The following is a 14245-nucleotide window of genomic DNA, read 5'->3' on the forward strand; positions in this document are numbered from 1 at the left end:
CCGGAGGCCCGCCGCTCCGACCGGTGGCCGGGGGACGCGGCCGGAGGCCCTCCAGGCGGGAGCGGTCGCAACTGCGCGAACTCCTCGCCCGGGTCATGCCAGTTCTGCCTCGAAACCCCGCCGCCACGACGGGTACTTCGGCTCCCAGCCGAGCTCCCGCCTGGCCTTGGCGTTGGAGAAACCGCGTCCCTCGGTCATCATGCCCACCACCATCTCGCCGACCAGCAGGCGGGCCAGCCACACCGGGAGCCGCCGCGGCGACTTGGCGCCGGCGCACCGCGCCAGGTGGGGGAGCCACTCGCTGACCGGCGCCGGCTCGTCATCGACGATGTTGAACAGACCTGCCGCCTTCTGCTCCACGGCCAGGACGGTCGCGCTGGCGGCGTCGTCGACGTGCACCCACGAGAAGTAACCCGTTCCTGCCCCGACCAGGGGGAACATCCGCTTGCGCACGAACTTGACCTGGTCGTCGTTGGCACCCGCGCCGTAGAACCCGCCGTAACGCAGCACCGCGCCGCCGGCCCCGACGACCGCGTCCTCGAGGTGGCGGATCGCCTTCGTCCCCTCGATCACCTCCAGGGGCTCCTCCTCGGTCTTGATCCGCCCGCCCTGGCGGAGACCGTTCATGCTCGCGTGCCCCTGCGCGACGACGTGGGAGACGCCGGCCGCATCGGCAGCTGCCAGCAGGTGATCGGTCCCCTCCGCGCGCAGCCGGTTGGTGGCGGCGAAGAAGCGCTCGGGCCTGCTGAGGTTCGGCTTGCCGGCGTGCTCGGTGGACAGTCCCGTCATCTGGTTCACGATCACGTCCGGCCGGGCCGCGGCCACGGCCTCACCGACAGCACCGCCGTCCAGCCCGTCCATCACGACGCCCTCGGCGCCCAGTTGCTCCAGCTGCCCCAGTTTGCCCGCGCTCGTCGTCGTCGCCGTCACCTGGTGCCCTCGGGCCACCAGCTGCGGCACCAGGCTCCGCCCGATGACCCCGGCACCGCCTGCCACGAACACCCGCATCGTGCCACGCTCCTCTCCCCGGTACGGCCCTCGACACCGAGACGAGACAGCGCTGCGGCTTGTGACGGGAAACGAACCGGAGGCCGTTGCAGCACCGAACCGAGCGGGGAAGAGCGCACCTGCGGCGGAGGGTGCGCGGTCTCACCGCCACGTCGCCCCGACGACCCCGCCCTGGTGATTCCCGCAGGTCCTGAACGGGACGCGCGGGAGATCACCGGCCACTCGGGGACCGCGGAGCAGCGCTCCGCGCGCATGACTGCGCTGCGCGCACGCTCCTGGAAGGCCGACCGGGCCGTAGCGGTTGTGAACCAGGAGTTCTGGCCCTCGAACTGAGACCAACGAGCGAGAAACGGCCCCCACGGGGTTCCGTGGAGGCCGTTTTCGCAGCTCATCGCGGTGGCCAGGGGCGGGGTCGAACCGCCGACCTTCCGCTTTTCAGGCGGACGCTCGTACCAACTGAGCTACCTGGCCGTGCGGGGGCGGACGCACCGCCCGCTATGGCGACCCAGACGGGACTCGAACCCGCGACCTCCGCCGTGACAGGGCGGCGCGCTAACCGACTGCGCCACTGGGCCATGTTCATCGAACTCTTCAGTTATATCGTACCCCCAACGGGATTCGAACCCGCGTTACCGCCTTGAAAGGGCGGCGTCCTAGGCCACTAGACGATGGGGGCTTGGCCGTCTCGACCTTGCCTCCAACCGGCTTCCCGCTCGGGCTGCCTTCCGTTGGGAGCAGTAAAAGCTTACGACACCGCGAAGGCGGACTCGCACAGGGGGTCCCCCTTTCCCGCGAGATACCCCGAGAAAGCATGATGACCTGCACTTTTCCGCTCGCGCGGAACCCGCTGGGGATCACCGAGCCGCCTCGCGGGCCCTTCGTCGCGACGTGTCGGGCTCGTTGGCGACACTGTGATCCGCAACTCATCCCGGTCGTCGCTGCGGCATGCCCGCTGCTCGGCGACCACCCCGCGCCGCGGAGTGCCCACCGCGGAGCACTGCGGGCCGCCCCCTCGCGAACAAGCACGTCTAGCCGCAGAGCTCGGCGCGCACACCGGGGGCGGCCACTCCGCGCAGGAGAGCACGCCACGTCTCCGTCACGCGCGCGACGCCCCCCTCTCGCGGCGCTCCGTCGAACCAGAGACCGAGCAGCACATCGTGGACGAGGCGCGCCACCACGAGCGGATCCACCTCCGCGCGCAACTGCCCCCGCTCCGCGGACCGACGCAGCAATCGGGAGACCACGCTGCTCTCCGCAGCCGACACGAGGGGCAGCCGGACCACCCCTTCGGGGGCAGCGGACTCGGCAGGGGGGACATCGCACACGCAGGCCAGGTACAGCCCTGCGCAGACCCGCACATCACGTTCGAGCGCTTCCGCGGCGTCCCGGGTCAGCCCCACGGCCGTCGACAGGGGGTCGACACGCCGCGCGGCCCAGTACCGCCACAGCCGCGCGCAGACTTCCTCGTACTCACCGACCAGCGCACCGGCCACGGCTTCCTTCGAATCGAAGTGGAAGTAGAAGGCACCTTTGGTCACCCCGCTGCGCCGCAGGATCGCCCCGAGCGTGGCCCCCGGGTAGCCGATCCGCTCGAACTCCTCGGCAGCAGCCAGGAGGATGGCACCTCGCGTCACCCGAGCACGGTGCTGCTGGGGCATGCGCGGCTCCCGTGCGAGTTCCCGTTCGTGGACGACATAACCCACGAAAGAGTGATCAACTACGTCACGTGAAGTTACCGCGTCAGCATCGTGCCCGCACAACCGGTGCACACGGACGCCACGCGCACGCGGGCGCGTGGCGTCCGTGTGCAGCACTGATCACGCTGGCGCCGCGCACCACCCGGGAAATCGCAGCTCCACCGACTCAGCGCGCAGCCGGCGGAGTGCCGTCCTCGTCCGGGGTGAGGCCGAGCATGTCCAACAGCATCCGGCAGTCTTCGGCGTCGTGCGCGCCCCGCGCCACGGCAATGCGCGCGCGGTGGATCTTCTCCTGCGAAATCCGCGGGGAATCCCCCTCGCGCGGACCGGGCACCGCGGACGACCGCGAGAGGCTCTCGCCCTGCTGCAACAAGAATTTCCGCACGTCGAGCGACCCGTACATGATGCCTCCCCGGCTCGGGTGTCGGCCGCAGGCTATCCACAGGTTACGAAGCCCCGCAGCCCCCCAGAGAGTGATTTACTATAAACGGAAAGTAATCAAACGGTTCCACGCACCCGGAATGGATCTTGCTGGACCTTCCCGGGCGGGGAGTCCACACTGGACCTCCTCGGCAGCCCCGCTGCCAGCACCGCGATACGCCCCATCGAAGCAGAGCAGCGCCGAGCTCGCCGCGTGAGTCCCGGTGATGCACGACACGTCGGAAGCTCTCCGCCCGGCGCGGACGTCGGGCCGCACCCGCGCACCCCGTGCGAACGCGCCCACGCGTGGGAGACTCCATCCTGCTGACGCGGTCAGCCTCAGTGAAGATGTCCTCCACACCCCCGCGCTCCTCCCCCCGGCGCGGGGGTCTTCCTGCACCACGACGGGGTGACTCGCCGCACACGGACTCGTGTCCCGCAATCGAACCGTTATCGTGTGCGCGTGGCACTCGGACGCGCGAAGAGCAACCGCCGCCAGAAGGACACGGACTGGCAGGACGAACAGGTGGCTGAAGCCGACCATGAGCTGGACTCGTACCTCGCGGCGCTGACTCCCGAAGAAGACGTGGAGAGCACCGGCTCCGGGCGCAGGTTCGGAAACTCCCAGGTCTACCAGCTGCGCCTGCCGCTGCTCGCGAACGAGCGCCTCAAGGAGCTCGCCGCCAAGCAGGGCACTTCCCCAGCCGCGCTCGCGCGGGACTGGGTGCTGCAGCACCTCGCCGAACCCGACGGCTCACTCCAGGAACCCACGAACGAAGCAGCGCCGCCCCGCTCGGCGCATTCGGGGCAACCCACGACGACTGCCACGGTGCGCACCACCGACGCCCCCGGGGGGATGCCCGAAGAGCACGCCTGGCCGGAGCAGGACTTCGGCGTGGAAACGAGACCCGCCCAACCGCCGGTGAATCCCGACGGCGCCCACACCAGGACGTGGAGCGGGAACCGCCTGCCCGATCCCGAGCAGACCGAGGAAATCACGATCCCGCACGGCCAGCTCGGCCGCTGAGGCACCGGTCCGCCCGGCTGCTGCGGTGGCTGCATCGGCGCAGGACGCGCACCTGCTGCAGCTCACCCGAGCGGCGGCAACCTGCCGCGCGACACCGCCCTCCACCCGCACCCGGCGGACCTCCCGCGGTGGTGGAGCGGCCGCGGCGGCCCGGTCACCCCTCGACGCCGAGATCCCGCGCGATGAGCATCCGCTGCACCTCGCTGGTGCCCTCACCGATTTCGAGGATCTTCGCGTCCCTGTAGAACCGCCCCACCGGGCTTTCGTTCATGAACCCGTACCCGCCGAAGATCTGGGTCGCGTCCCGCGCGTTGTCCATCGCCGCGTTCGACGAGGTGAGCTTGGCGATCGCCGCCTGCCGCCCGAAGGGGTCACCGCCGACCATGCGGGAGGCGGCGTCGTAGTAGGCCAGGCGAGCCGTGTGCGCCCGCGCCTCCATGTCCGCGATCTTGAACTGGATCGCCTGGTTCTTCCCGATCGGTCGTCCGAAAGCAGTGCGCTCGCCGGCGTAGCGGCGGCACTCGTCGACGCAGCCCTGCGCCAGACCAACCCCCAGCGCCGCGATCGCAACACGCCCCTCCTCCAGGATCGACAGGAACTGGGCGTACCCCTTCCCACGCGTTCCCAGGAGGTTCTCCGACGGAACGCGGCAGTCCGAGAACGACAGCGCGTGCGTGTCGGAAGCGTTCCACCCGACCTTGGAGTACTTCTCCGCCACCGTCAGCCCCGGTGTTCCCGCAGGCACGATGATCGTGGAGATCTCCTTGCCTCCGTCCTCCTTCTGCCCGGTCACCGCCGTCACCGTGATCAGCCCGGTGATCTCGGTTCCCGAGTTCGTGATGAACTCCTTGGACCCGTTGAGCACCCACTCAGCGCCGTCGAGTTTCGCGGTCGTCCGCGTTGCCCCCGCGTCGGACCCCCCGTCCGGCTCGGTCAGCCCGAACGCGCCGAGGATGGCGCCCGTGCTCAACCGGGGCAGCCAGGTGGCCTTCTGCTCCTCATCGCCGAAGCGGTACACCGGCATCGCCCCGAGCGACACCCCCGCCTCCAGCGTCACCGCCAGTGAGGAGTCCACACGCGCGATCTCCTCGAGCGCCAGGCACAGCGCGAAGTAGTCGCCGCCCATGCCGCCGTACTCCTCGGGCAGCGGCAGGCCGAACAGCCCCATCTCCCCCATCGAACGCACCAGAGGGTAGGGGAACGCGCAGCGCTCGTAGTAGTCCCCGATCACGGGCGCGACCTCGCTGCGCGCGAACTCCCGCACGGTTTCGCACAGCTGCCGGTGCTCCGCATCGAGCCGGTGATCCACCATTCAAGCCTCCTCGACGGGTTTCACGGTCCCCAGAACCTGCTCGAGCCGCACCGAGTCCCCGGCGCGGACGCTGACGTCGGCGACGAGTCCGTCGAACGGCGCGGAGATCGTGTGCTCCATCTTCATCGCCTCGACGACGCACAGCCGCTGGCCGGCGCGCACCTGCTCCCCCGGGGACACGTCCACGGTCAGCACGGTTCCCGGCATGGGGCTGACCACCGAGCCCTCGGACGCGCCCACCTCCGCGCTCGCATCGGTGAGCAGGTCCCGCTCGGCGATCTCCCACTGCCGGCCGTCGGCGGCGAGCCACGTCGCGTCCTCGGTCCGGGCCCAGCGGTACCGCCAGGTGCGGCCGCGCAGCGACAGCAGGAGCTCGGAACCACGCACCGCGAGGCTGGCGGGAACGACCTCGCTGCCCGTCGCGGGCGCGTTCGCGGACGCATCCGCCCCCGCCTCGCGGTACTCGGCCGTCTCCACGGCGACCTGCGCGTCGTGCGCCCGTCCGCGCACGTACACGCGGCGCTCGCCCTCACCTGCGGAGAGGCGCCACAGGCTCCACGCGGGCTCGCCGAGACGCCATCCGCTCGGGACGGACCAGGGGTCGGTCACGCTCCCCGCCGGTTCCGCCGCGTGGCGCCGTTCCAGTGCAGCGGCGACGTAGACCGCTTCGGGCGCCTCCGGAGGCGAGGACCGCTCCCGCACCCGTTCGACCAGGCCGGTGTCGATGTCGCCGGAGCGCACGTCCGCGTCGGCGAGCAGCGTCCGCAGGAACGCGATGTTGGTGCGCACCCCCAGGAGGGCGGTCTCGGCCAACGCGGAGTCGAGCCGCAGCAGGGCTTCACCGCGGTCCGCGCCCCACCCGGCGATCTTGGCCACCATCGGGTCGTAGTCGGTGCCGACGACGCTGCCCTCCCGGATCCCCGAGTCCACGCGGACCCCCGGGCCGTGCGGCTCGTGCAGCGCGTGCACCCGCCCGCTCGCGGGCACGAAGTCCTGTTCGGGGACTTCGGCGTACACCCGGGCCTCCACGGCGTGCCCGTCCAGGTGCAGCTGCTCCTGCCACCAGGGCAGCTGCTCACCCGCGGCGATGCGGACCTGCTGCTCCACGAGGTCAATGCCCCCGTCCCCGCCGAAGCGGGCCACCATCTCCGTTACCGGGTGCTCGACCTGCAGGCGAGTGTTCATCTCCAGGAAGAAGAACTCCTCCGGCCGCTGCGCGGAGACGACGAACTCGACCGTGCCCGCACCGACGTAGTCGACCGCACGGGCCACCTCCGCGGCTGATCGCCCGATGCGCTCACGCTCCTCCGGCCCCAGCAGCACCGAGGGGCTCTCCTCGACGATCTTCTGGTGGCGCCGCTGCAGGCTGCACTCGCGCTCGCCCAGGTGCAGCACCGTGCCGTGCGCATCGGCGAGCACCTGGACCTCGATGTGCCGCGGCCGGGCGACGTAGCGCTCGAGCAGCATCGTCGCGTCCCCGAACGCGGCTTCGGACTCGCGGCGTGCAGCGGCGATGAGCTCGGGCCACTCGCCCTCCCCGGTGACCACGCGCATGCCCTTGCCACCACCGCCCGCCGCGGGTTTCAACAGCACGGGGAAACCGATGTCGCGGGCGGCGGCGAGGAGGCGGTCATCGTCCTGAGCCGCGCCGGAGTACCCGGGCACCACGGGCACACCCGCCGCGGAAACGGTCTCCCTCGCCCGGATCTTGTTCCCCATCGCGTCGATCGCCTCGGCCGGCGGCCCGATGAACACCAGGCCCGCCGCCTCGCACGCACGTGCGAACTCCGCGTTCTCCGAGAGGAACCCGTACCCCGGGTGCACCGCCGCCGCACCGGTGCGCTGCGCCGCGTCCACGAGCCGTGCGATGTCCAAGTAGCTCTTCTCGGCAACGCTCGGCCCGAGGTGCACGGCGACATCGGCCTCCCGCACGTGGGCCGCGTCGCGATCGGCATCGCTGTACACGCCCACCGAGCGGATGCCGAGCCGGCGCAGCGTGCGCATCACGCGCACGGCGATCTCCCCGCGGTTGGCGACGAGGACGGTGTCGAACAAGCCCACTGGTCCACTCCTCCCGGCACTGCGTTCCGGTACTGCCGATGCCCTCACGTCACACCTGCGCTCGCATCACGTGCGAGGGCGTCACATCCGGAAGACCCCGTACGAGGCGGGGTCCAGCGGCGCGTTCGCCGCCACCGACAGGGACAGCCCGAGCACGTCCCGGGTCTGGCGGGGGTCGATCACCCCGTCGTCCCAGAGGCGGGCGGTCGAGTAGTACGGGTGCCCCTGGTGCTCGTACTGCTCCCGGATGGGCTGCTTGAACTCCTCCTCGTCCGCGGCCGGCCAGTCCTCGCCGCGCTGCTCCATCTGCTCGCGCCGCACCGTGGCCAGCACCGAAGCCGCCTGCTCACCGCCCATCACCGAGATGCGCGCGTTCGGCCACATCCAGAGCATCCGCGGCTCGTAGGCCCGCCCGCACATCGAGTAGTTGCCCGCGCCGAACGACCCGCCGATCACGACCGTGAACTTGGGGACGCGGGCGCACGACACCGCGGTGACCATCTTCGCGCCGTGCTTGGCGATACCGCCGGCCTCGTACTCCTTGCCGACCATGAACCCGGAGATGTTCTGCAGGAACACCAGCGGAGTCCTGCGCTGGTCGCACAGCTCGATGAAGTGCGCCCCCTTCTGCGCGGACTCCCCGAACAGGATCCCGTTGTTCGCGATGACGCCCACGGGGTGCCCGTGCAGGCGCGCGAAACCGGTCACCAACGTCGTGCCGTAGTCCGGTTTGAACTCGGCGAAGCGGCTGCCGTCCACCAGCCGCGCGATGATCTCGCGGACCTCGTAGGGAGTGCGCGTGTCCGGTGGCACCACGCCGTACAGGTCCCCGGGGTCGACCGCGGGCTCCTCGGCCGCGTGCACCTGCCACGGCGCCTCGGCGGGCGGCCCGAGGGTGCTCACGATCGTGCGCAGCTGGCGCAGGGCGTCGGCGTCGTCGGCGGCGAGCTGGTCGGCCACGCCGGAGGTGTGCGTGTGCAGCCGTCCGCCGCCGAGCTCCTCCGCGCTGACCTCCTCGCCCGTGGCCGCCTTCACCAGCGGCGGCCCGCCGAGGAAGATCGTGCCCTGGTCGCGCACGATGACGGCCTGGTCGCTCATCGCCGGCACGTAGGCCCCACCCGCGGTGCACGACCCGAGGACCGCCGCGAGCTGCGGAATCCCGCGGGCCGACATCGTCGCCTGGTTGTAGAAGATGCGGCCGAAGTGCTCCGCGTCCGGGAACACCTCGTCCTGCCGCGGCAGGAACGCCCCGCCGGAGTCCACCAGGTACAGGCAGGGCAGGGCGTTCTGCAGCGCGACCTCCTGCGCGCGGAGGTGCTTCTTGACCGTCACGGGGTAGTACGTGCCGCCCTTGACGGTGGGGTCGTTGGCGACGATGACGCACTCCCGTCCGGCGACCCGCCCGATGCCGGTGATGATGCCGGCGCCGGGCGCTTCGTCGTCGTACATGCCGTGCGCGGCCATCGGCGAGAGCTCCAGGAAGGGAGCTCCGCGGTCGAGCAGCCCGTCCACCCGGTCGCGCGGCAGCAGTTTGCCGCGCTCGACGTGGCGCGCCCGCGCCTTCTGCGAACCTCCCGCGCGCACGGCGTCGAGCCGCGCGCGCAGATCCGCGGCGAGCCGCGCGTGGTGCTCGGCGTTGCGCTGGAAGTCCTCCGCGTGGACGTCCACCGCGGTGCCCAGGACGGGCGCCTCCATACGGCTACCTCCGCAAAGCGCGTTAGTAAGCGTTAACGCGGCTATGTTAACGTGCACTAACTCACTCGTCTAGCATCGCAGCCATGGACCCATCCGCGCAGGAATCCCGCCGCACGCAGATCCTCGCCGCGGCCGCGGAGCGCTTCGCGCAGTACGGTTTCCACGGCGTCGGCATCGACGACATCGGAGCCGCCGTCGGCATCAGCGGGCCCGCGCTGTACCGCCACTTCCGCAGCAAGGAAGCGGTGCTGGCCGAAATGCTCACCGGCATCAGCGAACGGCTGCTGCACGGGGCGCGCGAACGCGTCGGCCTCGCCGCGGACAGCGGCGAGGCGCTGGACCGGCTGCTGCGCTGGCACGTGGAGTTCGCCCTCACCGACCGGGCGCTGATCACCGTGCAGTTCCGCGACCTCGACAGCCTCGCGGAACCGAGCCGGCGGCAGGTCCGCGAGCTCCAGCGCGAGTACGTCGAGGTGTGGGCCGACGCGATGCGCGCGCGCTACCCCGGGATGCCGGCCGACACCGCGCGCGCGACGGCGCACGCGGTGTTCGGGCTGATCAACTCCACGCCGCACAGCGCCCAGCTCGGCACCGAGGCCATGACGGGACTGCTGCACGGCATGGCGTGGGCCGCCCTCGAGCGGGCCGGCCAGGCGCCTCCCGCCGCGGAGAGCGCCTGAGGAGGCGCCCCGGCCGCCCGAGCACCGCGCCCCGCGAGACCGCCCGCCATCCGCCGCACCGGGACGGGACGTCGCTGCGCAGCACGAGCAGGCCTTCCCCGGACGAGCGGGACGCCCGGCCCGCCACGGGCCCGCGAGCTGCGCCTCCACTGTGGAGTTGTCAAGGTCCGCCGAACACGTTTCACAACACCCGTGCGAGAGCACGTCACCGCACGGCGGCCACCGCACCGGACGGCCGAGCACAGCGCCGGGTGATCACAGCACCGGGCGACCACCGGGCGGTGCGGCCAGCCACTCCGCCCGACGAACGGGCGGCGCAGCACGCGCCTGGTGGCGCCCGGGCCGCGGTGCCGGACCTGCGCAGCACCGCCACCGGGCGCACCGCCGCCGGCGCGCGCCCCGCTGCCCCGCCCGCAGCAACCCCTCCGGCCGCAGCGACCTCCACAGCACCTGCTGCACCTGCGACCACCGCAGCACCTGTGATCACGTGCGCTCCTCCGCTCGTCATGGCCCCAGGATGTGCGGAGCGAACAGCAGTTCGCCAGCACGTCGACCGCGTTGCCCACCATCGTGCGAACTCCAGTTCGACTTGCATCAGCCCGGCGCGCTCGGTTGCGTGCGATCGCTGCCCGAGGAGACTGGGTGGACGCCGACCGCTACCGGGCGAGCACGCGCGGTGTCGACCGCACCCGGATCGGTTCCGCCGATCCCCGTCCGGCGTCGGCCCCGCGTCCCAGGTCCCGGAGGTGCGTGTTGACCACCACTCCTACGACGACACCGGCCCCGACCCGGCCGCACGCGATGCCGCGCGGGAACAAGGGCGCGTTCCTGTCGTGGATCTACACGACGGACCCGAAGCGCATCGGGATGCTCTACCTGGCGACCTCGTTCGGGTTCTTCCTCATCGGCGGCTTCATGGCGCTGCTGATGCGCGGCGAACTGGCCTACCCGCGCCTGCAGTTCCTGTCGCAGGAGCAGTACAACCAGCTGTTCACCATGCACGGCACGATCATGCTGCTGCTGTTCGCGACCCCCATCGTGTTCGGCTTCGCGAACGTGATCCTGCCGCTGCAGATCGGCTCGCCGGACGTGGCGTTCCCGCGGCTGAACGCCTTCTCCTACTGGCTGTTCCTGCTCGGCGGTCTCATCGTGCTGTCCGGCCTGCTCATGCCCGGGGGCGCAGCCGACTTCGGCTGGACCGCCTACGCACCGCTGTCCCGCCCGGAGGCGAGTCCCGGGATGGGCGGCAACGTGTGGATCGCGGGGCTGCTCGTCTCCGGCCTCGGAACCATCCTCGGCGCGGTCAACATGATCACCACGCTGGTGTGCCTGCGCGCCCCCGGGGTGACCATGTGGCGGCTGCCGATCTTCTGCTGGAACATCCTGGTGACGAGCTTCCTGATCCTGCTCGCCTTCCCCATCCTCACCGCGGCGCTGATGGGGCTGCTCGCGGACCGGCACCTGGGTGCGCACGTGTTCGACCCGGCCAACGGCGGGGCGATCCTGTGGCAGCACCTGTTCTGGTTCTTCGGCCACCCCGAGGTCTACATCGTCGCGCTGCCGTTCTTCGGCATCGTCACCGAGATCCTGCCGGTGTTCAGCCGCAAGCCGCTGTTCGGCTACACCGGCCTCGTCTTCGCGACCCTGCTCATCGGCGTGCTCTCGGCCGTGGTGTGGGCGCACCACATGTTCGCCACCGGCGCGGTGCTGCTGCCGTTCTTCGCGTTCACCACGTTCCTCATCGCCGTGCCGACCGGCATCAAGTTCTTCAACTGGATCGGCACGATGTGGCGCGGGCAGCTGACGTTCGAGTCGCCGATGCTGTTCTCCGTCGGCTTCCTCATCACGTTCCTGCTCGGGGGGCTGACCGGCATCCTGCTGGCCTCGCCCCCGCTGGACTTCCACGTCACGGACACGTACTTCGTCGTGGCGCACTTCCACTACGTGCTGTTCGGCACGATCGTGTTCGCCGTGTTCGCGGGCATGTACTTCTGGTTCCCGAAGATGACCGGCCGGATGGTGGACGAGCGGCTGGCCAAGCTGCACTTCTGGCTGACCTTCATCGGCTTCCACACCACGTTCCTGATCCAGCACTGGCTGGGCAACGAGGGCATGCCGCGCCGCTACGCCGACTACCTGCCCTCGGACGGGTTCACCACGCTGAACGCGATCTCGACGGTCGGCGCGTTCATCCTGGGCGCCTCGATGCTCCCGTTCCTGTACAACGTGTTCAAGAGCTACCGCTACGGCACCATCGCGAACGTCGACGACCCGTGGGGGCACGGCAACTCGCTGGAGTGGGCCACCTCCTGCCCGCCACCGCGGCACAACTTCACCGAGCTGCCGCGCGTGCGCTCGATCCGACCCGCGTTCGAGCTGCACTACCCGCACATGGTCGAGCGCCTCGAGAGCGAGGCGCACGCCGGGCTCGGCCCGCGGGAGCGGGGAGCGGCGGAGGAATCGGGCGAAAAGCCCGATTCCGGGCGTAACCCCGAGCGCGAGTAGCCCCACCGATCGCGCGGGTCCCGAACGCCCCGAACGCCCCGGACCCGCGCCCCGGATGCGGTGCACTCGCCCGGAATGAGCAACGGGCAAAAATTCAGCCGTTCTTCCGCAGGAACGAGAGCGCGGACGCGCCGTTTTGGCGATGCGCACAATGCTCCCCGAACGCGTTTGTGCACGGTGCCGCGAGGCCCGTCCCACATTTCGTCCACAATGGGCACTGATCACGCCGGGCGCGGATCTTTCCCGTTTTCGCGCAGGTCAGCGACGTGGCGCGGTTCATATTCGCTGGGGGAACACGGCGTGGACGATCTATCGTTGAGGACGTCCGGGGAGCGCCACCGTTCGTCGTCTTCCTGATTCTTCACCGCCTCCGCCGCAGCGAGAACCGCACCGGGCGGAGCTGAACGCACCAGTACGGCACTCGTTCAGGGGAGACTTCTGTGCCCGTTGCACTGCTAGCACTGGCCATCGCCGCATTCGGAATCGGCACGACCGAGTTCGTCATGATGGGGCTGCTGCCGGAAGTGGCCTCGGCCATGCACGTGTCCGAACCGGTCGCCGGCAGCTACATCTCGTTGTACGCGCTCGGCGTGGTGATCGGCGCACCGCTGTTGACGATCGCCGGCATGCGCGCCCACCGCAAGACCATGCTGCTGAACATGCTGGTGCTGTTCACCATCGGCAACCTCGGCTCGGCGTTCGCGACCAACCACGGCATGCTGCTGGTCACCCGCTTCGTCTCCGGGCTGCCGCACGGCACGTTCTTCGGCATCGGCGCGGTGGTCGCGGCCAGCCTGGTGGCGAGCCACAAGCGCACGCAGGCGATCTCGATGATGTTCATCGGCCTGACCGTGGCCAACATCGTCGGCGTCCCGGTCGGCACGCTGCTCGGCCAGCAGCTCGGCTGGCGCTGGACCTTCGGGCTCGTCGCGGCCATCGGCCTGGCCGCGCTGATCGCGGTGGCCGCCCTCGTCCCGCAGCAGCCCAAACCGCAGAACGTCAGCCTCAGCGGGGAACTGCGCACGTTCCTGCGCGGCCGGATGTGGCTCGCGTTCGGCGTGGTCGTCTTCGGCTTCGCCGCGACGTTCTCCTTCTACAGCTACATCAAGCCGGTCCTCACCGGCATCACCGGCTTCACCCCGACCGCGGTGACCGTGCTGCTGGCGGTGTTCGGCGTGGGCATGACCGCCGGCACCGCGCTCGGCGGCCGGCTCGGCGACATCGCTCCGATGTGGACGCTGTGCGCGGGGCTGGGCGGACTGGCCGCGAGCCTGGCGCTGTTCACCGTCACCGCGCACAACGCGGTGCTGGCCACCGTCAACGTGTTCCTCATCGGCGCCACCGCGTTCACCGCCATGCCGAGCATCCAGGGGCGCATCCTGGACCTCGCCAAGGACGCCCCCGCCCTGGGCTCGGCCAGCATCCAGTCCACCTTCAACATCGCCAACTCGCTGGGCGCCTCCGCCGGCGGTGTCGTGCTCGGCGCCGGGTTCGGCCTGCTGTCGCCGAGTTGGATCGGTGCGGTGCTCGCGCTGGCCGGGCTCGGGTTCGCCGTCGTCTCCGTCTGGTCCGACCGCCGTCCGCAGCACGCCCCGGAGGTCGTGGCCTCGCACCGCACGGAGGGCGGTGGCGAGCAGGCTGCCGCGGACGCGGCGGAGCTCGCCGACGCGCGCGGCTGACCCGCCGGCGCTCGGGTACCGCGCCCCCGCCGCGCGGCACCTGGGCGGGCCGCTGCCGCGCGGCGCGGGCGGCCGAGGACGGAACGCTCCCCCGCCGTCCACCGGTACGGTGAGACGTGCATGCCGCATCGCGACCATCTCGGGCCGCACGACGCAACTTT

At 70.8% G+C, this 14245-nt stretch carries 10 protein-coding genes and 3 tRNA genes; 4 read left to right on the top strand and 9 right to left on the bottom strand.

Annotated features, from left to right (window positions below):
- Nucleotides 1-93: 93 nt before the first annotated feature.
- The 6 genes from ACVGV0_RS21865 to ACVGV0_RS21890 all read right to left on the bottom strand — a co-directional run bounded on the left by ACVGV0_RS21865 (nucleotide 94) and on the right by ACVGV0_RS21890 (nucleotide 3108).
- Nucleotides 94-1008, bottom strand: coding sequence for an NAD-dependent epimerase/dehydratase family protein (locus tag ACVGV0_RS21865; RefSeq protein WP_459157562.1), 915 nt, complete (start codon nucleotides 1006-1008; stop codon nucleotides 94-96).
- A 397-nt stretch (nucleotides 1009-1405) separates the two neighbouring features.
- Nucleotides 1406-1479 (bottom strand) — tRNA-Phe (locus ACVGV0_RS21870).
- Nucleotides 1480-1506: 27 nt separating this feature from the next.
- Nucleotides 1507-1583, bottom strand: a tRNA-Asp gene (locus ACVGV0_RS21875).
- Between the two features lie 28 nt (nucleotides 1584-1611).
- Nucleotides 1612-1684, bottom strand: a tRNA-Glu gene (locus ACVGV0_RS21880).
- 352 nt (nucleotides 1685-2036) lie between these two features.
- The gene (locus ACVGV0_RS21885) at nucleotides 2037-2642 is read right to left on the bottom strand and encodes a TetR family transcriptional regulator (RefSeq protein WP_459157563.1); all 606 of its coding nucleotides are present in this window, start codon (nucleotides 2640-2642) and stop codon (nucleotides 2037-2039) included.
- A 229-nt stretch (nucleotides 2643-2871) separates the two neighbouring features.
- Nucleotides 2872-3108, bottom strand: a complete 237-nt coding sequence (locus ACVGV0_RS21890) for a hypothetical protein (protein WP_459157564.1) — start codon at nucleotides 3106-3108, stop codon at nucleotides 2872-2874.
- A gap of 480 nt (nucleotides 3109-3588) precedes the next feature.
- Between ACVGV0_RS21890 and ACVGV0_RS21895 the strand changes: the two genes are divergently transcribed.
- Nucleotides 3589-4152, top strand: a complete 564-nt coding sequence (locus tag ACVGV0_RS21895; RefSeq protein WP_459157565.1) for a ribbon-helix-helix domain-containing protein — start codon at nucleotides 3589-3591, stop codon at nucleotides 4150-4152.
- 154 nt (nucleotides 4153-4306) lie between these two features.
- On the opposite strand, the gene ACVGV0_RS21900 is transcribed toward ACVGV0_RS21895, so the two are convergent.
- From ACVGV0_RS21900 to ACVGV0_RS21910, 3 genes are all read right to left on the bottom strand, one after another.
- Nucleotides 4307-5464, bottom strand: a complete 1158-nt coding sequence (locus tag ACVGV0_RS21900) for an acyl-CoA dehydrogenase family protein (RefSeq protein ID WP_459157566.1) — start codon at nucleotides 5462-5464, stop codon at nucleotides 4307-4309.
- On the bottom strand, nucleotides 5465-7519 hold the full coding sequence (locus ACVGV0_RS21905; protein ID WP_459160099.1) for an acetyl/propionyl/methylcrotonyl-CoA carboxylase subunit alpha: 2055 nt from the start codon (nucleotides 7517-7519) through the stop codon (nucleotides 5465-5467).
- A gap of 87 nt (nucleotides 7520-7606) precedes the next feature.
- A complete protein-coding gene (locus ACVGV0_RS21910) occupies nucleotides 7607-9220 on the bottom strand; it encodes a carboxyl transferase domain-containing protein (RefSeq protein ID WP_459157567.1) in 1614 nt (537 codons plus the stop codon).
- An 83-nt stretch (nucleotides 9221-9303) separates the two neighbouring features.
- Between ACVGV0_RS21910 and ACVGV0_RS21915 the strand changes: the two genes are divergently transcribed.
- The 3 genes from ACVGV0_RS21915 to ACVGV0_RS21925 all read left to right on the top strand — a co-directional run bounded on the left by ACVGV0_RS21915 (nucleotide 9304) and on the right by ACVGV0_RS21925 (nucleotide 14084).
- Nucleotides 9304-9900 carry an SACE_7040 family transcriptional regulator gene (locus ACVGV0_RS21915; RefSeq protein ID WP_459157568.1) on the top strand — a complete coding sequence of 199 codons (597 nt, stop codon included), beginning with the start codon at nucleotides 9304-9306 and terminating at the stop codon, nucleotides 9898-9900.
- 801 nt (nucleotides 9901-10701) lie between these two features.
- A complete protein-coding gene (gene ctaD / locus ACVGV0_RS21920; RefSeq protein WP_459160100.1) occupies nucleotides 10702-12405 on the top strand; it encodes an aa3-type cytochrome oxidase subunit I in 1704 nt (567 codons plus the stop codon).
- Nucleotides 12406-12845: 440 nt separating this feature from the next.
- Complete coding sequence (locus ACVGV0_RS21925) at nucleotides 12846-14084, top strand: MFS transporter (RefSeq protein WP_459157569.1); 1239 nt, start codon at nucleotides 12846-12848, stop codon at nucleotides 14082-14084.
- The last annotated feature ends 161 nt before the right edge of the window (nucleotides 14085-14245 follow it).

The sequence above is a fragment of the Salinifilum ghardaiensis genome, assembly GCF_054491345.1.

Excerpts from the sequence above, each read along its gene's own strand:
- ctaD (WP_459160100.1), top strand. The coding sequence starts at position 10,702 with ATGCCGCGCGGGAACAAGGGCGCGTTCCTGTCGTGGATCTACACGACG.
- ACVGV0_RS21915 (WP_459157568.1), top strand. The coding sequence starts at position 9,304 with ATGGACCCATCCGCGCAGGAATCCCGCCGCACGCAGATCCTCGCCGCG.
- ACVGV0_RS21865 (WP_459157562.1), bottom strand. The coding sequence starts at position 1,008 with ATGCGGGTGTTCGTGGCAGGCGGTGCCGGGGTCATCGGGCGGAGCCTG.
- ACVGV0_RS21910 (WP_459157567.1), bottom strand. The coding sequence starts at position 9,220 with ATGGAGGCGCCCGTCCTGGGCACCGCGGTGGACGTCCACGCGGAGGAC.
- ACVGV0_RS21890 (WP_459157564.1), bottom strand. The coding sequence starts at position 3,108 with ATGTACGGGTCGCTCGACGTGCGGAAATTCTTGTTGCAGCAGGGCGAG.
- ACVGV0_RS21900 (WP_459157566.1), bottom strand. The coding sequence starts at position 5,464 with ATGGTGGATCACCGGCTCGATGCGGAGCACCGGCAGCTGTGCGAAACC.